The organism is Micrococcoides hystricis, assembly GCF_042434215.1.
Taxonomy (GTDB): Bacteria; Actinomycetota; Actinomycetes; order Actinomycetales; family Micrococcaceae; genus Micrococcoides; species Micrococcoides hystricis.
Map to the genome: position 1 here is coordinate 383,833 of NZ_JBHLUB010000001.1, position 19,232 is coordinate 403,064.

A 19,232-nucleotide genomic window follows, 5' to 3' on the forward strand; every position below is an offset into this window, starting at 1 on the left:
TGCCCGCGGGTGTGAAGTGGCGCTTATTGGGGTGGTGTTGGTAACAGTTCCCAGGTTTCTGGGTGTGGGACCGGCACCGGCCTGTGGTGCTCGGGGCGCACCGGGGTGCTGGGGGCTGGTGCGTCGAGGTAGCCGGGGGCCGGCAGCAGTTCCGGACGCTGTAAGTCCCAGGCCCGGACCGCTTGGATGCTGATCCCGGCCGGGCCGGTGCGCCGGGTGTAGCCTTCCACCAACAGCATGGGGGTGGCGAACAGCAGCGGCCCGGAGGCGTGTTGGGCCTCGGTGAAGAAAGCGCAGTCCACGCACCCGGTGCCGTCATCGAGGCTGAGGAAGACCACGCGTTTGCCCCCGCGCATCGGCGGGGTTTGGGTGGCGACCCGGATGCCGGCGACCAAGACCCGGGTGCGGTTGTGCAGGCTGAGTAGCTCTTCGGCCCAGCTGACCCGTAACCCCGCCAGGGTGGGCCGGTAGGGGTCGAGGACGTGGCCGGAGAGTTCGGCGCCGAGCAGATCCAGCTCGGTCCGTAACTGGTTCGGGTCAGTGGCTGCCGGTGCGTGGTGTGTGCTCGGGCGGTTGGGGCTGCGGTTAGCCTGGTCGTTGGTTCGGCGCAGGTTTGCGAGTCGGTCGGCTTCGACCGGGGCTGCGGTGAGTTGGGCGCTCAGCGCGGTATTGCTGAAGGGCAGGGCGAGTTGGCCGGGGATTTCGGCGACGTTGGGGCTTGCTTGGTGGAGCATGGCTAGCAGTTCGTGCCGGTAGCTGGGGTGATAGTCCCGGTAGAGCTCGTCGAAGGCTCCGAGTTGGATGAGCCGTTCTAGGGTGCGTTTGGAGGGTTTGGCTCGTTGCCGCACGTCGGTGAAGCTGTCGAAGGGTTGGGCGGCGACGATGCGGGCGACCTCGGCGTCGCTGATACCGGCCAGCATCGGTAGCGCCATCCTGATCCCCCACCGGTACCGGGTCTTGGTTTCGGTTCCGTCTTCTTGGGGTGCCTTGCTGAGTTCTTCCAGGTGGAAGTGGGCGGTGGAGGCGTTAATGTCAATGGGTAGGATGCGGATGCCCATACGTTTGGCTTCGGCGATGAGCAGGCGGCGCGGGTACATGCCGGGGTCGTGTTCGAACAGGGCGGCCATGAAGGCTTCCGGGTAGTGGGTTTTCAGCCAGGCCGAGTGGTAGGTGGGGACCGCGAAGGCGGCCCCGTGGGCTTTGCAGAAGCCGAAAGAGCCGAAGGCCGCTAGGGTCTGCCAGACGTGGTCGATGACGGTGAGGCTATAGCCGCGTTTGAGTGCGTGGGCGCGGAAGTATTCCTCCACGGTGGGTTCCTGGTCGCTGCCTAGGATGCGGCGGAACTCGTCGGCGGCGGCCAAGGTGCAGCCGGTCATGGTGGCGAAGATGCGCAGGACTTGTTCGTGGAAGACCACTACCCCGTGGGTTTCGGCCAAGATCGGTTCTAGATCCGGGTGCGGGTAGCGTGCTTGGGCGAACCCGTGGCGTTGTTCTAGAAAGGGGCGGACCATGTCCGATTGCATGGGCCCGGGCCGGAACAAGGAGATGTCCACGATCAGGTCGTTGAAGGTTTGCGGGACGAGTTTGCCGATCAGCTCCCGCTGGCCCGGGGATTCGATCTGGAAGCAGCCCAGGGTGTGGGTGGTCTGGATCATGGCGAAGGTGTCCGGGTCATCCAAGGGCACCTGGTTGAAGTCGATGTGGACTCCTTCGGTGCGTTCGGCCTCGGCGACGGCGTAGGCGATGGTGGACTGCATACGCACCCCGAGCACATCGAGTTTGAGCAGCCCCATCGGGTCCATATCGTGTTTATCGAACTGGCTCATGGGCAGCCCCATGCCGGAGGGTTGGACCGGGGTGCGGTGCAGCAGGGTGGGGTCGGAGAGGATGACCCCGCACGGGTGCATGGAGATGTGTCTGGGCAGCCGGTCGAGTCGTTCGGTGATGTCCACCAGCAGGTCCAGTTGCTGGTGGCCGTTGGCTTTTTCGGTGGCCATGCGCTGACGGAAGGGCTCCAGTTCCGGCATTTTCTCTAACGCTTCCCGGAAGGTGGAGGCGGGGAACCGCCAGAGCTGTTTGGCGATCTGGTCGATGTCTTCGCTTTCCAGTCCGAGGGCCAGGCCCGCATCGCGGACGGCGCCGCGGACCCGGTAGCCGTTTTGCATACTCATGAGGGACACTCGTTCGGAGCCGAAGTGGCGGAAGATTTTCTGGTAGATCTCATGCCGGCGGGCAGATTCGACGTCGATGTCAATATCGGGCAGCGTGGAGCGGGCGTTGGAGAGGAACCGTTCGAAGACCAGGTTGTGGGCGATGGGGTCCACATCGCTGATGCCCAGCACGTAGTTGACCAGGCTGGAGGCGCCGGAGCCGCGGGCAGCCAGACGGATGTTGTCCTCGTGGATCAGGTCGCAGACCCCGGCGACGGTGAGGAAGAAACCGCTGAAGCCGAGGGTGCGGATGGTGTTGAGTTCTTGTTCCAGCCGGTTCTTCAGGTGTTGGGCGCTGGCGGTGGCTTTGAGGTTGGCCCCGCTAAAAGCTTCCGGGTAGCGGGTGGCCAGTCCGGACCAGCTGCGTGCGGTGATGGCGGTCTCTGCCGGTTCGGTGATGCCCAGCAGGCTGATTTCCGGGATCCGTGGCTGGCCCCAGCCTAAATCCGCGACGAGGTCGAGGGCGCAGGCGGCGGCCAGTTGTTCGGTTTCTTCCAGCAGCCGGCGGGCGGTGTAGGAGCCGTAGCCGGCGTGGTGGGCGATCTCTTTGGCCAGTTGGTGCATGCTGACGGCGGGTTTGAGCCAGCCTTGGGCGTTGGTTTGCAGGTCCGTGAGGGCAGACAGGCTGGTGAGGGTGCGGGCGGCGTCGAGGACGTCTGCGGTGGCGGCCTGATCCGGGGTGGCGTAGCGGACGGCGTTGGTCAGGACCGCACGCAGCCCGGTGTCTTTGGCAGCCTTAAGCATGCGTACGGCGTGGGAGACGCTGAGCTTGTCCCCCGGCGGGCTCAGGTGGCAGACGACCTCGAGGGCGAGCCGGTGGGCTGGGATCGCGGCCCGCCAGCGGTTCAGGGCGTGCACGCCGGGCTGGTAGCGGCGTTCGGCCAGCAGGGTGCCGGCGGTGGAGGCGGGGCCGATCAGCACGGTCAACCCGGTGGCTTCGGGCCCGTAGAGCCCATCGATATAGGGACCCAAGAATTCGGAGAAAGCTTCGAAGCTGATTTCTGGGCCGGCGCCGGGGGCTGCAGGCTTAGTTCCGTGCAGGGCGCTCACCAGTTCGCATAATAGCCGGTAGCCCGCCCCGGCGGTGGCGCCTTCGGCCAGGACCGTGACGCGCCCGGCCCCGGTGACGGCGAGGTTGACCCCGAGGATGGGATCTAGCCCGGCCTCGGCGCAGGCGCTGATGTGTTTGATGGCCCCGTAGAGCCCGTCCCGGTCGGTGCAGGCTAGCGCGGTGGCGCCATCGGCGGCTGCGGCTTGGGCCAGTTCTGCCGGCCAGCACACCCCGTAGTGGGCACTGTAGGCGGTGGCCACGTGCAGATGCGTAAAACCCATGACGGCGCGCCCCCTTGCGGTGGTCGTGGTGACCACTGGGAGGCGGCCACCTTAGGCGGATAATGCGGTGTCATGGACGTAGAGCAGGCGCCACGCGCCGGTGTCCTGCCGGTGGCTGAGGTCCAGGGTGCGCAGCCCGGAGCCAGCGAGGCTGACTTGGACGCGCCAGACTTCTTCTTCCACGCATCCGAGTAGGTCTTCTTTGGCGACACGGTATTCCTCTTCCCACCAGGGCCGGCGAGCGTACCAGCGCATCGGGGTGGCGGCGACTTTCCATGCCCGACCGCCCCAGTGCACGCGCAGCGGCTGACCGGAGGTGGTGGTCTCCACCCGGAGTGCCTGGGTGAACATCGCCGGCCGGCCGCGGCGGCGGTGTTTGGCTAGAAGAGCTGCGTCCTCATGCTGGTTGACATTCATAACTCCCATCCTGACCCCTTCAGTATATTCGAAGATGTGTTCTAATCAAGGTCAGCTTATGGGTGAGGGCAGACAGGATAAGACAGCTGCGCGCTAGCGCACGGGGGTGATGAGCTCCGGTGAGTTATTGCGCACATTTCCGACGGCCTTGCCGACCGGCTCAACGTGCCAGGTCTTGGCGATGTCGAAGCAGTGCTCGGCGGCGGAGGCGACGAGTCCTTGGGCCTCCTCGGTGGAGAGGTCTTGGGGTTGGATCCAGTGATCCAGCTGCGCCGGGTCCAGCGCGATGGGGATCCGATGGTGCAGGCGGGCCAGTTTGGCCAAGGTTGGGTCCGGGTCTTCGGGGGACGGTGAGTCCATGGTGAGCATGCTGGCAGAAAGCAACCATTTTCCTTCCGGGGTCTTCCACCACTGGTAGATCCCGGCGAAGAAGATGAGCCCTTCGCCCTCGGCCCCGCTGTTGGCCGGGTGGACGTAGTGCGGGGTTTTGTTCCCGGCGGAGTCTTTCTCCCATTCGTAGTAGCCGTCGGCCACCAGGGCGCAGCGTTGGGAGAGGATGGGCTTTTTGAAGGTGGGTTTTTCCGTGACGGTCTCGCTGCGGGCGTTGAAGGCCCGGGCCCCGACCTTGGTGTCTTTGGCCCACGGTGGGATCAGCCCCCAGTGGGCCAGGTGCAGTTCCCGTTTCAACTCCCCGTCGGCCTCGGCCCGTTCAACCAGCACCGGCACGGAGGTGGTCGGGGCGATGTTGTAGGAGGGCTGCCACAGGGTTTCGGCGGCCCAATCCGCCCCGGCGGCGTCGGCTAAATCGGCAGTTGCTTTGGCGATGACATAACGACCACACATGTTCTTTAGTGTGCGCTGATGGCGGACGAAGCGCAACGCAGCCACGTTAAGCCTTGTTCTGGAGCCGATGGAATGGGACAGTGTCTAGTGGAAGATATAGCCAAACGTGCATTAGAAGGAGTTTTCATGGCTTACACAGTCAAAGGTGTTGTGGTGAAAGCTAAGAACGAGCCGGTGAGCGTGGAAAACATCATCGTGCCGGATCCGGGTCCGGGCGAAGCCGTGGTGGACATTCTCACCTGCGGTGTGTGCCACACCGATTTGCACTATAAAGAAGGCGGGATTGGGGACGAGTTCCCGTACCTGTTGGGCCATGAGGCGACCGGCCGGGTTGCCGCCGTCGGCGAGGGCGTGACCAATGTGGCCGTCGGTGACAAGGTGATCCTGAACTGGCGTGCGGTGTGCGGTGAATGCCGGGCCTGTAAGAAGGGCCAGCTGCAGTACTGCTTCAACACGCACAATGCCACCCAGAAGATGACGCTGGAAGACGGCACCGAGCTCTCCCCGGCGCTGGGCATTGGCGCGTTCGCCGAGAAGACCTTGGTGGCTGCCGGGCAGTGCACCAAGATTGATGATGTCTCCGATGAGCAGAACGCGGCCGTGGGGCTGTTGGGCTGCGGTGTGATGGCGGGCATTGGTGCCGCGATCAATACCGGTGAGGTCAAGCGTGGCGAGACCGTGGCCGTGATCGGCTGCGGTGGCGTGGGGGCCGCGGCCATTGCCGGTGCAGCCCTCGCCGGTGCGACCACCATTGTGGCGGTGGATCTGGATGAGCGGAAGCTGACCAAGGCCAAGGATTTGGGCGCCACCCACACCGTGAACTCCAAGGAAACTGACGCGGTGGAGGAGATCAAGGAAGCCACCGGCGGTTTTGGTGCCGACGTGGTGATTGACGCCGTCGGCCGCCCAGAGACCTACAAGCAGGCCTTCTACGCCCGTGACTTGGCCGGCCGCGTGGTGCTGGTGGGTGTGCCGACCCCTGAAATGCAGTTGGAGCTGCCGCTGCTGGATGTGTTCGGCCACGGTGGCGCGCTGAAGTCCTCCTGGTACGGGGATTGCCTGCCGGAGCGGGACTTCCCGATGCTGGTGGAACTGTACCGTCAGGGCCGACTGGATCTGGACGCGTTTGTCACCGAGCGGATTGGGCTGGATGAGATTGAGCCAGCCTTTGAGAAGATGGCCGCCGGCGATGTGCTGCGCTCGGTCGTTGAACTCTAAGCCCGCGTTATTCGTTACCCGCTTCAAGTTCTGAAAAAAAGTTCACAACCATCACTTTTTGAAAGGCTGATGAATTCCATGGCAGTACGCCTCGAAAATATTGTCACCTCCGGTACGTTCTCCCTCGACGGGGGTACCTGGGATGTGGACAACAACGTGTACGTGTTGGGCGATGACACCGAAGTGCTGGTGTTTGACCCTTCCCACGATGCCCAGCAGGTCAAGGACCAGGTGGGTGACCGGAAGGTTAAGGCCATCATCTTGACGCATGCGCACGATGACCACATTTCCGAGGTGAAGGAGTTTCAGGAGCTGGTGGGTAACCCACCAACCTACCTGCACGAAGATGACATGGTGCTGTGGGAGAAGGTCTACCCGGGCACCAAGCCGGATCACTTCATCTCTGATGGCGACACGTTCACCATCGGGGATGTTGAGTTGAAGGCCCTGCACACCCCGGGTCACTCCCCCGGCTGCGTGTGCTTCTTCTTCGAGCTGGACGGTAAGCCGATCCTGATCTCCGGGGACACCCTGTTCAACGGTGGCCCGGGTGCGACCGGCCGGTCCTACTCCGATTTCGACACGATTATCGAGTCCATCAAGAACAAGCTGTTCGTCCTGCCCGGTGAGACCGTGGTGTACACCGGTCACGGGGATTCCACCTCCATCGGTGCGGAGAAGCCGCACCTGCAGGAGTGGATCGAGCGCGGCCACTAAGCCACGGAAGCGACTCGCTTTACAGGCCCAAGTCCTGCCAGGACCCGGGTACGACGGTGACATGGTCACGGTACTCATCCTGCAGGGCTTGGGCCATGTCCTTAACGGTGATGCCCGGCACAAGGTCTTCGGCGGCACCGGCCGTGGCGGGGCGCCAGTCGAGCTCTAGGGCCGCGTAGACGTCGGTCAAGACGGCGCGGATGGGCGCGGAGTCTTCCACCACGATGGATGAGGAGAACAGCCAAGCTCCGGCGATGACCCGTTGGGCAGTGCCCACCAATTTGATGTGGAAGTCTTCCCCACGCGGGTCCACCCCGTGGATGGAGTATTCTCCGGCACAGTACTCCCCTTCGATCTCCCCCATGGCGGCGGGGACGCCGGCGCGGGTGAAGGCCCGGGCGATGAGTTCACCGAAAAGCCGGAACCGTGGCAGCGCACCGGAGATGGCATCGCTGTGCGGTTCTAGGTGGTCTAGCACGAGAGAGCCGGGGTGGTAGGCGGCGGCACGTCCACCGGCTTTGCGGACCACGGGGGTGTAACCGTGTTCGTAGCAGATTTGCCGGGCCCGCTCGTATCCGGGCAGGCGCACGTCTCGTTGGCCGAACGCGAGTGTGGGTTCGGGCCGGTAGAGCCGGATGGTGGGCCCCAGCTTGCCGGCTTGGACACGTTTGAGCAGGCCCACGGCGGCGTCAAGATCCTCTTCGGCACCGAGGGTGTGCGGTTGCGTGTACCAGACCAGCTCACGGGCCGTGGCCGCGGCGTCCCATTCAGCTCTCCCGTAACCGCGGGCGGTGGTGGACATGCCTAGCGTACTTTCCGGATGGTGAGGATCTGCTCGGTGCGACCGAAGACGCCGTCCTCGTCGTTAAGCACGGCGGAGGTCAGCCCGATCCCGTCGGGGCCAACGTTCACGGTGGTGTCTAGGCCGAGCCAGCTGCCGACCGGTTCGCGGTACAGGTGCACCTGCAAGTCGATGTTCGGGAAGATGTAGCCGGAGGCGTTCGGGTCCATGGCCGGGGCGACCCCGTTGGCGGTGTCCGTCATGCCCAGCAGTTTGGTCATCGGGTGGGTGGGTTCGCCCTCGACCATGTCGAGCTCGTTGGTAATCCAGAGGGCGTTGCGGCCGGGTCTGCGCTGATGGGCTGGGTCTTGCAGACCGGTCAGGGAGGCGATGTAGCCGCCGGCCCACTCGTGCAGCTCATCATCGGTGGCGCAGTCGGCCCGTGGGGTCATCGGTTCATCGTGGATGATGGCCACCGGGGTGCTGTCGGCGGTGACGAGGCGCCATGCGTAGAGCCGTATGGCGGTGCGCTCTTGGACGATCAGGTCCGCTTGGACCAGTTCGATGGTGCGGCCGGGCCGGATGGTCTGGACCTTGACCTCGAATTCGTCAAAGTGGATGGTCCCGAGGATCTCGAAGCTAAACCGGCAGAAGCGGACGTCCTGACGGGGTTCGTGGCGCAGCAGCTCGTGCACGAGGATCCCGGAGGCCGGGGCCATGTGCTGCTCGGTGTCCCGCCAGGCTCCGGAGGCATGTTCGGTTGGCACGAAGGTGTGCTCACCGGTGCGGCGGTAGTAACTGGTTGGCTGTGCAGACATGGTCCTCCTCGATCAGGGAAATACTCCTTGTACGAATATATGTGATGTGCCCAAGCGGCGCCGATTCTGCGCCGCTAACGGAAGGGTCTTTGAAGAGGTCCTAAGTGCCTATTGAAGCGGCAACCGGTTGGCTAGGATAAGTCCATGAGCAACACTGAACTACACCCGGACGAAGTGGTGTGCGCCGCCGAGGATGGACACCGGCAGATCAAGGTTTTGGAGCCCCGGCCCGTGCCGTTGGGCGGGCTGCGTGCCATGACGGTGCGCCGGACGTTGCCCCAGCGTGGACACACACTGATTGGTCCGTGGTGTTTTGTTGACCATTACGGCCCCGATGACGTGGCCGCCACCGGTGGCATGAACGTCAACCGGCACCCGCACACCGGTCTGGCCACCGTGTCCTGGTTGTTCAGCGGGGCCATCGATCATCTGGACTCGGTTGGTACCTCGGCCAAGGTGGTGCCCGGCGAGGCCAACATCATGATCGCCGGTAAGGGCATCACTCACTCGGAGTTCTCCACCGAGGACACCACGGTGTTGCACGGGGCCCAGCTTTGGTTCGCGCTGCCGGAAGAACACCGTCACATGGACCCGGAGTTCCACCACTACGTACCCGAGGTTCTTCAAGCAGACGGCACCGAACTGCGCGTCTTTTCCGGGACCATCAATGGACACACCTCCCCCATGGAGATGCCGGTTGAACTAATCGGGGCGGAACTTGTCATGGAACCGAACGCTCGTTTTGAGCTGACACTCGCCCAAGGCCGTGAGTACGGTCTGCTGATCGATTCTGGTTCCGTGACCATCGGTGAACAGCCTGCGGCGCAAGAGCAACTGATCTTCTTGGGCGACTGCCCGGATGAAGACCGCACAGTTACCTTGGTGGCCGGGGACACGCCGACTCGCCTACTGATTCTGGGTGGCAAGCCTTTCGGCGAGCAGATCATGATGTGGTGGAACTTCATCGGACGCACCCACGAGGAGATCGTGGAGTACCGCGCTCGCTATCAGGCCGAGATCGGTGCCGAGGGTGAGTTCCCCACCGACGGTGAGGAAATCTTCGGTTCCTTCCCGGACGGCCAACCTGCCGCGTTGCCGGCCCCGACGATGCCAACGGTGAAACTCCGTCCCCGCGGCAACGACTAGGCGGTCTTAGACCCGGGCCTTGGTTGGGGCGTCATCTTCGATCATCCGTTTTGGGTTGATGATGACCGCGCCGATGAGCATGACAACCAGTGCTGCCGCCAGTAAGAGGAAGGTCACCGGCCAGCTATTGGTGGCGTCATGAACGATGCCAAAGAACATGGGAGCTATCGCAGCACCGGCGTAACCGATACCTTGGCTGAACCCGGATAGAACGCCGGAACCGTACGTGGTGCGGGAGCGCAGGTTGACCATGAGCAGCGCGATCGCGAAGGTGCCTTGGGCCAGCCCGGAGAACGTGATCCAGATCCAACCGTATTCTTGGGGGCTGATGAGCAGGCCGGTGTGTCCGACGATCCAGAACAGGCTGAAGAAGCCAATCGCGACGATGGGGTGTTTCAGCTTCGGGACCCACATCGGGATGATGAGCGATACCGGCAGCATCAGGATCGCGAAGTAGGCCAGCATCGACCCTGCGGTCAGCTCATCGATGCCGCGGTCCTGCAGGTACGGTGGCAGCCAAGTGAAGTAGACGTAGGTTTGGGCTGAGTTGCCCGCCAGGTAGATGGCCAGACCCCACGCGACCCGGGAACGCCACGGGTTGATGTTCGCTTGCATGGGCACGGTGGTGGCTGCGGTCTGAACTTTGACATCCGCCCGGCCGGCAGCCCGGTCAGCCCGCAGCTGCAGAACCCACGGGATGGCGACGATGGCCGAAAGCAGTGCCCAGAAGGCGATGGAGAATTCCCAGTTGACGGCGTTGGCCAGCGGGACGGCAAACTGCGGGCTGATCCAGGTGCCGACCGCCAGCAAGGTGACGTATCCGCTGGTGATGGTGGCGATCTTGTCCGGGAAGTATTTCTTCACTAGGGGCGGCAGGACCACGTTTCCGATCCCGTAGCCGCCCAAGGTCACAATGGACAGGGCCAGAAAGACCCACGCGTTGGGGGCGAAAGGGCGCAGTAGCTGGCCCAGAACCGCTAACCCGATCGCCACGAAAAGGGTCTTACCTAGACCCCAGGTGTTGATGAGCCGCGGGGTGAAGATCCCGAAGATCGCGAAACAGACGGGCGCCAACATGGCCAAGAAGCCCGTGGTCAGCGGGGTGAAGCCGACGGCCGGGGTGATCTGTGCCAGCAGCGGTGGTACCGAGACGACCGCCGCTCGCAGCGACAGGGCCAGTAGCAGGATGCCCAGCAACGCGCCAATGCGGCCACTCATGCGTTGCTGTTCGGCGCTCAGAGTCATGGATTCCTTTAGACGTGTGGGTGGGAAAGACGGTGCCATCCTGTGCGTGGGTGGCCCTTGGTTCAGGATACCCCCGCTCCGGTAGGTCACCGCAGAATGCTGGCTGGTTCGTGTGGGCCGGTGTAACTCTCCTACACTGAGGTGTCGTGACGAACTCTGCCCCGGCTGACACTGAATCCGTGCACCAGGTTGACGTGGTCATCATCGGTGCCGGGCAAGCGGGCCTAGCTGCCGGGTTCTATCTGAACCGGTTGCGCCGGGATGCCCGCACCGGACGGATCCCTGCAGCACCCAGCTTCGTGCTCCTTGATGCGGAAGAAACTCCGGGCGGGTCGTGGCAGCACTATTGGCCGTCTTTGGAGCTCTTCTCCCCCGCCCAGTTCAGTTCACTGTCCGGCTATCAGATGCCGATCAATCAGGGCCCCAACAATCCCGGAAAAGATCACGTGGTGGAGTATTTGACCACCTATGAGCAGCGGTACGCGCTGCCGATCGAACGCCCGGTGACCGTCACCCGGGTTGATCCGGATGAGCACGCCTTCGTGGTGCACACGGACCGTGGCCGGTGGCGGTGCTGTTGGGTGATCTCCGCGACCGGAAGCTGGAACTTACCTTTCGTCCCGGACGTCCCGGGCCGGGAAACTTTCGAGGGCACCCAAGTGCACACGCACGACTATGCCGGACCGGAACCGTATGCGGACCAACAGGTGGTGGTCGTTGGCGGGGCGAACTCCGGGGCGCAGATCGCAGCAGATGTTCTGCCGCACGCCGCCAACGTAGACTGGGCGACCCTGCGTGAACCGGTCTATCTGCCGGATCATGTGGACGGCCGGGCGCTTTTTCAGATCGCTTCACGCCGTGTGCGGGCGTTGGCTGCCGGCGATGAAGAGCCGGTTTCGGTTGGCTCTTTGGGTGACATCATCGTGGTTCCGTCAGTGAAGGCAGCCCGCGATGCCGGAGACCTGGTTTCTCGGCGGATGTTTGTTGAGCTGACCCCTGCTGGGCCGCGCTGGCCCGATGGATCGGTCAGCCACGCGGATGCGATCATCTGGTGCACCGGGTTCAAGCACGATCTCCGGCATGTATCCGGGCTGGCAGGGCTAGGCGGTGGTGAGGATGATGCGCCGCGCACCCAGTCACCGTTGTTGACGGCTTCTGTCGATCATCCGGGACTGTATTTTCTGGGGTACGGGGATTGGTGTGGTCCGGCCTCGGCGCCCCTGATCGGTGTTGGTACTTGGGCCCGAGATACGGTGGCCGCTATCGCCGCAGAGTTTGCTTCCGGTGCCGATAGCGAGTTCTAGCGCTCGAGGTTAGACCACGAGTTAGCCAGCTCTGCAACGATTCCAGCGAGAACATCGGGCCTTGGCAGCTCTTGTCCGGTATACATGAGTGTCAGTACCCGATGTACGTGGCGGCGCTGCGGTTCCTTCAGGTTTGAGACGAACGAAGGATCTAGCGGCAGATCCATGTGTGTTGCACTCATGACTCCAGTAGTAATCGGCTCAGGTGCCCGAACATCGACGGCCACCTGAACAACAGGTGACCAAATGATGGTCAGCTGGTCTGTTCGAGCTCTTGGGCACCGCTGATGATGCGTTGAGCCATGGTGGAAAAGATCATCCCGTGGAACGGAAGCATGCTGTACCAATAGAGATGTCCGGATAGGCCCTTCGGGAAGAAAGTGGCCCGTTGCCAGTATTGGGTTCCGTTTTTGCTGTGGCTGATCCCCAGTTCCAGCCATGCCCGCCCGGGCACATACATTTCGGCGCGTAGTCTGAGCAGTTCTTCTGGGACAATTGTCTCGACCCGCCACACGTCAATGGCGTCCCCGACTTTGATGTGTGAGGAAGAGCGCCGACCACGTTTGAGGCCTACCCCGCCTATGGCGCGGTCGATAAAGCCACGTAAGCTCCACAGCAGAGGGGCTGAATACCAGCCACGATCCCCACCGACTTGGGAGATCATTTTCCACACGGCCGGTACCGACGCGTGTGTGTCGAACGTTCGTTCGTCTGTAAACACTGTCCGTCCTGCCCAGTCGGGGTCAGAAGGAAGTGGTTGGCTCGGGGCTGTGGCGATCTGGGCATCAATCCAACTGGTCTCAATTGCGTCGAGCTTGATCCGGCTCGGGGCTGTGGCGATCTGGGCATCAATCCAACTGGTCTCAATTGCGTCGAGCTTGATCCGGCTCAGGGCAAGGCCGACCGCTTCCCGATACGGAGTGAGACCGGCGCGCGGAGGTGTGATCCAAGCATCAATGTCATGGTCCTTCATGACACATTCATGCTGCAGGGATTCAACAAGAGGTCGGGCGATCTGTTGGGGTACCGGAGTGACCAGTCCAACCCAGTAGGAGGCCAACCGAGGTGTCAACACTGGTAAGGCCCTAATGTGCCTCGGTGGCAGGCCCGCCTCGTGGGCGTAACCGTGCATCAGCTCCCCGTAGCGCAGTGCTTCAGGTCCCCCGATATCGAAGGCCCGATTCTGGACCGGTTGCGCCCCAGCGGCCCCAAGTAGGTAATACAAGACGTCGCGAACAGCAATGGGCTGGATATGGTTGCGCACCCATTGCGGCGCCGGCATCACCGGGAGAACTTCGGTGAGGTGCCGGATCATTTCAAAGGACGCCGACCCAGATCCGATAATGACCCCAGCTTGCAGAACGATGGCGGGTACGGGTCCGTCGAGCAGGATCTTGCCGACTTCAACGCGAGAGGCCAGATGATCCGACAGCTCTACCCCATCGGGGTGTAATCCGCCCAAGTAGATGATGCGGCCAACTCCGGCATCGGCTGCGGCGGTACTCACTGCTTGGGCGATAGTTCGGTCGGTGTCGGCAAAGTTCTTACCTGCTGACATGGAATGCAGCAAATAGTACAGAACGTCAACGTCATGGCAGGCAGCCGCAACATCCTGCACACTGCTGGCATCCCCGGTATGAATCTCAACCTGGTCGGACCACGGCATGGCTTCGGTGCGCTCGCGGGAGCGGGTCAACACTTTGATCCGGTACCCGGCGTTAAGCAGACGCGGTATGAGCCTGCCACCCACGTAACCGGTTCCACCCAAGACAAGAACTACGGGCTTGGTTCCATCGTCAAGGGTTGGTGCCTGCAGATCAGGTTCAGTCCCGGTAGGAAAGCTCAGTTTTTGATGCGTAGTTGGTTCTTGCTGATGGTCGGATGGTCGTTCTGTCATGGTGAAGTCCTTCCGGAGCGGCAGCAGCTTCGTGAGAAAGCAGTGTCATGTTTTGTTCTGCCGTACGGAAAGCCTATCGCCTACCTCATCCATGTACGAGGGGCTGAGCAGATGGCTACGCTTCTTTGGGTACGTGGTTGATGCGTGTTCGTCGCGCTTGTAGAAGGTACAGGACGACACCAATCACGATGCATACCAAGGCAAAAACTTGCAGTCCACTGACGCTTTCCCCGAAAACAGTAACGCCCAGACCCAGTTGCACCACAGGAAGGATGAACTGCAGCATGCCCAGAGTTCCCAGTGGCAGGGTCTGGGCATAGTGAGACAGTGCAATCAGCGGGATCACGGTGATGAGACCGCTAATGACGAACAGGGTCCACGTTGATCCGGTGAGGTTGCTGCCGGGGGTGAGAACCCCGGTCAGAATGAGTACGATCGACAGCGGTGCTAGGAGGGAAGACTCAACGAACATGCCTGGCACGGCATCGATTGTCACGGATTTCTTGATGGCGCCGTAAACGGAGAAGGTCGCCGCAATGCTGAAAACCACAAGGAGACCTATCCCCGAGTGGCCCCAACCGTAGATCAAAGATCCACCTGCCGTCAAAATAATCGCTAGCCATTGCCGGACGGTGATAGCTTCACGAAAAAACACGGATCCGAGCAGCACACTCATGAGCGGGGCCACGAAATATCCCAGTGCTGCATAGGACACGAAGCCGCTGTTGACGGCCCAAATATAGATGCCCCAGTTAGCGGCCACCACCACAGAAGAGAACACAAGGCGGATGGAGATCCCCGAGAAGATTGGTTTGGTTCTGCGTGAACGTGGCCTTGTGATGGCGCTCACGAGTAACCAAATCCCGCTGAACACGGCAGCCCAGATGATCCGATGTGCCAACACATACGTTGCACTGACGTGGTCGAGAAGTTTCCAGAAAAGCGGCAGAAGTCCCCAGAGCACATAGGTCAGTGCTACTGCACTACTGGCTTGCCGCTGCATCGTTGATGTCACTCTTCACATATATCACCTAGAGCTGCCCCGCTTAGCTGGTTCAGGCCGAACTAGCTGTGCACCGTGGTGCAAGCTAGGCTAGTGGGGTTGGAAGTTGCTGCCGGGACGACCCGTGCAGCGAAGAGAATGAGCCGGGACGACCCTGCAGAACAGGTCACACCCGTGCCACTCTCCTCCACCCTACGAACACTCCTGACCCCATCAGTGATTGTCCGGATTCTGCTCGGCTGGGGCACATTTGGGGCTCTACTACTTGCCCAGCCACTCGTAACGGGACATCTAGCTACGCAAGTTCTGTTCCTCATCCTTGCCGTGATCGTGGCCGTGATCACTGTGAGCGCCAGTGGGGTCGTTACTCAAGCCGAGCATCTCGCCCATCGCCTCGGCGATCCTTACAGCACTCTCGTGCTGACGCTATCAATCGTCCTCATCGAGGTTGTCCTGATCTCTTCGGTCATGCTGGGCCCTGGCGAGCATGCCACCATCGCACGCGACTCAGTCATGGCTGCGACCATGATCGTGCTCACCCTCGTCATCGGCGCCGCCTTGCTTGTCGGTGGTCTCGGCCACGAGAACTTACGTATCAATCGCACCGGAATTTCCAGCTATCTGTCGTTATTGGTCGTGTTGCTGACTGTTGCGTTCGCCTTCCCAGCTTTCGTCGGCACAGGCGGAGCTTATAGCCCTGGTCAAGAGATACCCGTGCTGATCCTCACGGTCCTGTTGTACGGATTTTTCCTGTACCAACAGACCGGGGCCCAAAACACCGACTTTCAAGAAGTCACCTCGGCGGTTGCCGGTAGCGAGGAGACTGGGGCGCTGACCAGCGTCAGAGGTGTGTTGCGGAAACATCGCAGCGAAATAGTGGGCCGGGTGTTAGTGCTGCTGGTGACGGTTATTCCGATTGTGTTGCTCTCCCACGACATGGCTGTTTTGCTTGATGACGGGCTGAACCGGTTCGGCGCTCCGATCGCCCTCTCCGGTATCCTCATCGCGATGATCGTGTTTTTGCCCGAAGCGATCACCACCGTCCGTGCCGCATGGATGGGCGAAGGTCAGCGGGTGACAAACCTCGCCCATGGCGCGCTCGTGTCCTGTGTAGGGCTAACCCTGCCGGTGGTGCTGGCTATTGGACTCTTCACCGGGCAGACCGTCATCCTCGCCGAAAGTCCCGCCAACTTGCTCCTGCTTGGAGTGAGTTTGCTATTGAATGCGACTACTTTCATGGCCGAACGCCTCACCGCACCTCACGGAGCTGCGCACCTGTTCGTGTTTCTGCTGTACGGCATGAGTGTCTTTTCGTAGCCCGTGGTCTGGGTCCGCAGTCGAATCAGGCTCGAAGGCCGCCGCCGAACGCGTCATCCGTGCCCGCCAAACCGCGGCAACACTCAAGGACGCACAAGGAGGAACTGCTGGGTCTCATGGGATCGTGGCGATCACCGAAACCCGCTGCACTTGGGTACAACTAGCACCGCTGATACCGTCGCTGGGAGACGGCCCCTCCGCGATCGGGACTTCCGCTCTCGGTATCGGCGGACTCTTGCAGTCGTCTTTCGCTGTCCCGGGGTTACGCAGGGCGTAGCCGTTGTTACAAACCCGCACCGGTCTGATCATTGTTGGCGGCATGGCTATGGCCTTCTAGCCGCTGGCCGTGTAAAGCTCGATGCTCTATGCCGGCGTCGCTATCGGCTCCGTCGTCTCGTTGACGTCTGCCTCACTGGCATCGGGATTGCTGGAAGGATCGCCGAGAGCCTTCGACTCCGCCGACGATGGATGTTCGTGTCGATCTGAGCACCATCGGTGGCACCCAGTTGTATCTGTCTAAGCTTGATCAGCGGGCATCGACGATGAAAGGCTTGGGCGGCATCTTGGTCGGGTAGTGGACGGGCAGACCTATGCAACGTATTCTTGGGCGGAGTATTGTCTTATGCACGGCAGTATCTGCCGATCCGCTTCGATGGATTCCGTGTTTGGTGTGGGCGGAGTTCTGCTGATCCCCAGACTCGTCAGCACCGGCGTACCACTGCTCGCCACCACTCAGGCATTCCCAGTTGACGCTTACAAGGCATTGATTCCGAGGTTCCGCGGCTACTTGCTCTTCGGATACGGTCTTACCCGGGTGCCGGCTAGCACGGCGACTACCATTACGCTTACCGAAGCCGCCGTTGTCGGGATTTAGGCCATCACCATTGTTGGCGAACGGCTCCCCTATCTGTCAGGGTTGGATGAGACCAGCGGCTCTTAGCAAGTTCACGTTTTGATAGGGCCTGTTTGAAAAGAGATTTTCCTTGACGACTTCTTCGTATTCCTTCCTTTCGCCGACCGTGGCTGGATCCGTTTCGGGTTTAGCCTCGGTGTCGGACAATGGGGTTATGAGCACTGATGGTTCCACCGATAAAGCCCGCCGCAGAGTAATCAGCATCGCCGAGAAACTAGCGCATCTAGAAGCTTATGATCAGGCGATCCAAACTCAGCAAGGTGGCGCGTATTTACGCGCCAATGGGTTGTATTCCTCCCAAATTGTCCAGTGGCGCAAACAACGTGATGCTGGCATGTTTGAGGACAAACAGCCCGGTGAGACCATTGGCAAGCCCACCAAGGAACAAGCCGAGATTGCCCGGTTGAAGCGCCAACTGGCTCAGCGGGAACAGGACTTGGAGACCACCCAGACTGCTCTGGATATTATGGGAAAAGCGCACGCGCTCTTGGAACAGCTCTCCAAGAGCGCGGACTCGGACGACGCCAAGCGCAACAACCGCTAAGCACCGCCTACCTGCAGCTGGTCGAGGCCAAGGTGCCCACCCGGCAGGCCGAAGCATTGACCGGCGTCAGCCGGTCCACGATGCACCGAGCGGCCCAGGCCGAAGCTACCGGTGGCACCGGCGACAAGCACCCGGTGGCCCGGCCGGAACCAGCCAATAAGCTGTCCGAGACCGAACGAGACCAAGTGTTGGCGGTGTTGCATAGCGACCGGTTCGTGGACCAGGCCCCGCAGCAGATCTATGCCACACTGCTATCGGAAGGCACGTATTTATGTTCGGTGTCCACGATGTACCGGCTGTTGCACGAGCACGCCCAGGTGACGGAACGCCGCCGGCAAGCACGCCACCCAGCCCGGAAGGTCCCCGAGTTGGTGGCCACCACACCCGGGGAGGTCTTCACCTGGGATATCACCAAACTGGCAGGCCCAACCAAGGGGATCTATTACAACGCCTACGTGATGCTGGATATTTTCTCACGGTTCATTGTCGGCTGTGTCGTTCACGCCCGCGAGACCGCCGGGTTGGCCGAGGACTTCATGGCCACTGTCTTCGGCGTCTATGGCATTCCCAAGGTCGTCCACGCCGATCGAGGCTCATCCATGACCTCCAAACCGTGACCGCACTGCTCTCGGATTTGGAGGTGGTCAAAAGCCATTCCCGACCAAAAGTATCTAACGATAACCCCTACTCAGAGGCAGCTTTCAAAACACTGAAATACCTGCCCGAATTCCCGGAACGCTTCGGATCCCTCCAGCACGCCCGAGCGTTTATGGCCGACTTCGTCGAAGCTTATAACCACGAACACCGGCATTCCGGCATCGGATTTCACACCCCAGCCGATGTGCACTTCGGGTTGACCACCGAGGTAGACCAAGCCCGACACCAGGCGATGCAGACCGCCTGGCAGGCCTATCCAGAACGCTTCGCCAAACACCAACTACCCAAGACCCTGCAACTGCCCGATGCTGCCTGGATTAACCAGCCCGCCCAACCGTCACAGGAGGACACACACCTCGCCGCCTAAACACCCGCTGGCCTCACCCGCCTTGAAAATTTCCGCTCACGCCACTTGGCTGGATCGGCTTTGGGTGGTCATTACCCCTGTCTTATTGGCCCTTGCTCTCGCACTGACGAACACAACCGCGGCTGAGCTCGGGCCGGCACTTGGTCAGAGTGTGATTTTGTCTGAGGAGTCACTTACAGCGAGGCTCTGAATAGAGTTTTTCGAGGTCGAGGACTGCGTCTAGTACGGAGAGAGGCCCCGTACCGCTTCCCTGCGGCGCGGTACCGGACCTGAAACGTTTGTTTGTGTTGGCTTTGGAGTCCCAGTCTTCGTCGTGTGCTCCCTAGCTGCGTAGGTTCTCAGGAGTACAGCGGGGAGATACCCACTCGCCGCACCGATCCGAGGGGAGGTTCCATTGACGCCTGGTGGGGTGCTTATCCCCCCCAGACTATAAACGATGGGGACAAATAGCCACACCAGAACCAGCGACCAAGCCCTTGATTAGACCTAAGACATAACCTAGA

16 protein-coding genes and 1 pseudogene are annotated in these 19,232 nt (G+C 61.5%); 8 read left to right on the forward strand and 9 right to left on the reverse strand.

All coding sequences use genetic code 11. The features are described 5' to 3' along the window. Nucleotides 1–23 precede the first annotated feature (23 nt). The 3 genes from ACFFFR_RS01735 to ACFFFR_RS01745 form a co-directional block, all read right to left on the reverse strand. A complete protein-coding gene (locus ACFFFR_RS01735; protein WP_377457688.1) occupies nucleotides 24–3,542 on the reverse strand; it encodes a DNA polymerase III subunit alpha in 3,519 nt (1,172 codons plus the stop codon). 51 nt (nucleotides 3,543–3,593) lie between these two features. Continuing rightward, nucleotides 3,594–3,959, reverse strand: a complete 366-nt coding sequence (locus ACFFFR_RS01740) for a DUF6504 family protein (RefSeq protein ID WP_377457690.1) — start codon at nucleotides 3,957–3,959, stop codon at nucleotides 3,594–3,596. A 93-nt stretch (nucleotides 3,960–4,052) separates the two neighbouring features. Further along, entirely contained in the window at nucleotides 4,053–4,847 is a 795-nt protein-coding gene (locus ACFFFR_RS01745) for an SOS response-associated peptidase (protein ID WP_377457691.1), read from the reverse strand. 81 nt (nucleotides 4,848–4,928) lie between these two features. Here ACFFFR_RS01745 and ACFFFR_RS01750 point away from each other — a divergent pair, with 81 nt between their 5' ends. Next, nucleotides 4,929–6,020 carry an S-(hydroxymethyl)mycothiol dehydrogenase gene (locus tag ACFFFR_RS01750; RefSeq protein WP_377457693.1) on the forward strand — a complete coding sequence of 364 codons (1,092 nt, stop codon included), beginning with the start codon at nucleotides 4,929–4,931 and terminating at the stop codon, nucleotides 6,018–6,020. 69 nt (nucleotides 6,021–6,089) lie between these two features. Beyond that, complete coding sequence (locus tag ACFFFR_RS01755; protein ID WP_377457695.1) at nucleotides 6,090–6,737, forward strand: MBL fold metallo-hydrolase; 648 nt, start codon at nucleotides 6,090–6,092, stop codon at nucleotides 6,735–6,737. A gap of 19 nt (nucleotides 6,738–6,756) precedes the next feature. On the opposite strand, the gene ACFFFR_RS01760 is transcribed toward ACFFFR_RS01755, so the two are convergent. Further along, complete coding sequence (locus ACFFFR_RS01760; protein WP_377457697.1) at nucleotides 6,757–7,539, reverse strand: lipoate--protein ligase family protein; 783 nt, start codon at nucleotides 7,537–7,539, stop codon at nucleotides 6,757–6,759. A 2-nt stretch (nucleotides 7,540–7,541) separates the two neighbouring features. After that, nucleotides 7,542–8,336, reverse strand: coding sequence for a thioesterase family protein (locus tag ACFFFR_RS01765; RefSeq protein WP_377457699.1), 795 nt, complete (start codon nucleotides 8,334–8,336; stop codon nucleotides 7,542–7,544). Nucleotides 8,337–8,480: 144 nt separating this feature from the next. On the opposite strand from ACFFFR_RS01765, the gene ACFFFR_RS01770 reads away from it, so the two are divergent. Continuing rightward, on the forward strand, nucleotides 8,481–9,482 hold the full coding sequence (locus tag ACFFFR_RS01770; protein ID WP_377457700.1) for a pirin family protein: 1,002 nt from the start codon (nucleotides 8,481–8,483) through the stop codon (nucleotides 9,480–9,482). Nucleotides 9,483–9,488: 6 nt separating this feature from the next. Here the strand turns inward: ACFFFR_RS01770 and ACFFFR_RS01775 are convergent, their stop codons facing one another. Beyond that, the gene (locus ACFFFR_RS01775; RefSeq protein ID WP_377457702.1) at nucleotides 9,489–10,727 is read right to left on the reverse strand and encodes an MFS transporter; all 1,239 of its coding nucleotides are present in this window, start codon (nucleotides 10,725–10,727) and stop codon (nucleotides 9,489–9,491) included. A 146-nt stretch (nucleotides 10,728–10,873) separates the two neighbouring features. Between ACFFFR_RS01775 and ACFFFR_RS01780 the strand changes: the two genes are divergently transcribed. Next, entirely contained in the window at nucleotides 10,874–12,031 is a 1,158-nt protein-coding gene (locus tag ACFFFR_RS01780; protein WP_377457704.1) for an ArsO family NAD(P)H-dependent flavin-containing monooxygenase, read from the forward strand. Here the strand turns inward: ACFFFR_RS01780 and ACFFFR_RS01785 are convergent. The 3 genes from ACFFFR_RS01785 to rarD form a co-directional block, all read right to left on the reverse strand. Next, the gene (locus tag ACFFFR_RS01785) at nucleotides 12,028–12,213 is read right to left on the reverse strand and encodes a hypothetical protein (RefSeq protein ID WP_377457706.1); all 186 of its coding nucleotides are present in this window, start codon (nucleotides 12,211–12,213) and stop codon (nucleotides 12,028–12,030) included. The two genes, ACFFFR_RS01780 and ACFFFR_RS01785, sit on opposite strands and share 4 nt — an antisense overlap. A 71-nt stretch (nucleotides 12,214–12,284) precedes the next feature. Further along, the gene (locus ACFFFR_RS01790; RefSeq protein ID WP_377457708.1) at nucleotides 12,285–13,928 is read right to left on the reverse strand and encodes an SDR family oxidoreductase; all 1,644 of its coding nucleotides are present in this window, start codon (nucleotides 13,926–13,928) and stop codon (nucleotides 12,285–12,287) included. Between the two features lie 115 nt (nucleotides 13,929–14,043). Next, nucleotides 14,044–14,931, reverse strand: a complete 888-nt coding sequence (gene rarD / locus ACFFFR_RS01795; RefSeq protein ID WP_377457710.1) for an EamA family transporter RarD — start codon at nucleotides 14,929–14,931, stop codon at nucleotides 14,044–14,046. Between the two features lie 138 nt (nucleotides 14,932–15,069). Between rarD and ACFFFR_RS01800 the strand changes: the two genes are divergently transcribed. The 4 genes and pseudogenes from ACFFFR_RS01800 to ACFFFR_RS01815 all read left to right on the forward strand — a co-directional run bounded on the left by ACFFFR_RS01800 (nucleotide 15,070) and on the right by ACFFFR_RS01815 (nucleotide 18,729). Further along, a complete protein-coding gene (locus ACFFFR_RS01800; RefSeq protein WP_377457712.1) occupies nucleotides 15,070–16,248 on the forward strand; it encodes a calcium:cation antiporter in 1,179 nt (392 codons plus the stop codon). Further along, nucleotides 16,235–16,525, forward strand: a complete 291-nt coding sequence (locus ACFFFR_RS01805) for a hypothetical protein (RefSeq protein ID WP_377457714.1) — start codon at nucleotides 16,235–16,237, stop codon at nucleotides 16,523–16,525. The genes ACFFFR_RS01800 and ACFFFR_RS01805 overlap by 14 nt, the downstream gene beginning before the upstream one ends. A gap of 393 nt (nucleotides 16,526–16,918) precedes the next feature. Further along, nucleotides 16,919–17,122 carry an EamA family transporter gene (locus tag ACFFFR_RS01810; protein ID WP_377457716.1) on the forward strand — a complete coding sequence of 68 codons (204 nt, stop codon included), beginning with the start codon at nucleotides 16,919–16,921 and terminating at the stop codon, nucleotides 17,120–17,122. 193 nt (nucleotides 17,123–17,315) lie between these two features. Continuing rightward, nucleotides 17,316–18,729 (forward strand): annotated as a pseudogene (locus ACFFFR_RS01815) (IS3 family transposase). The last annotated feature ends 503 nt before the right edge of the window (nucleotides 18,730–19,232 follow it).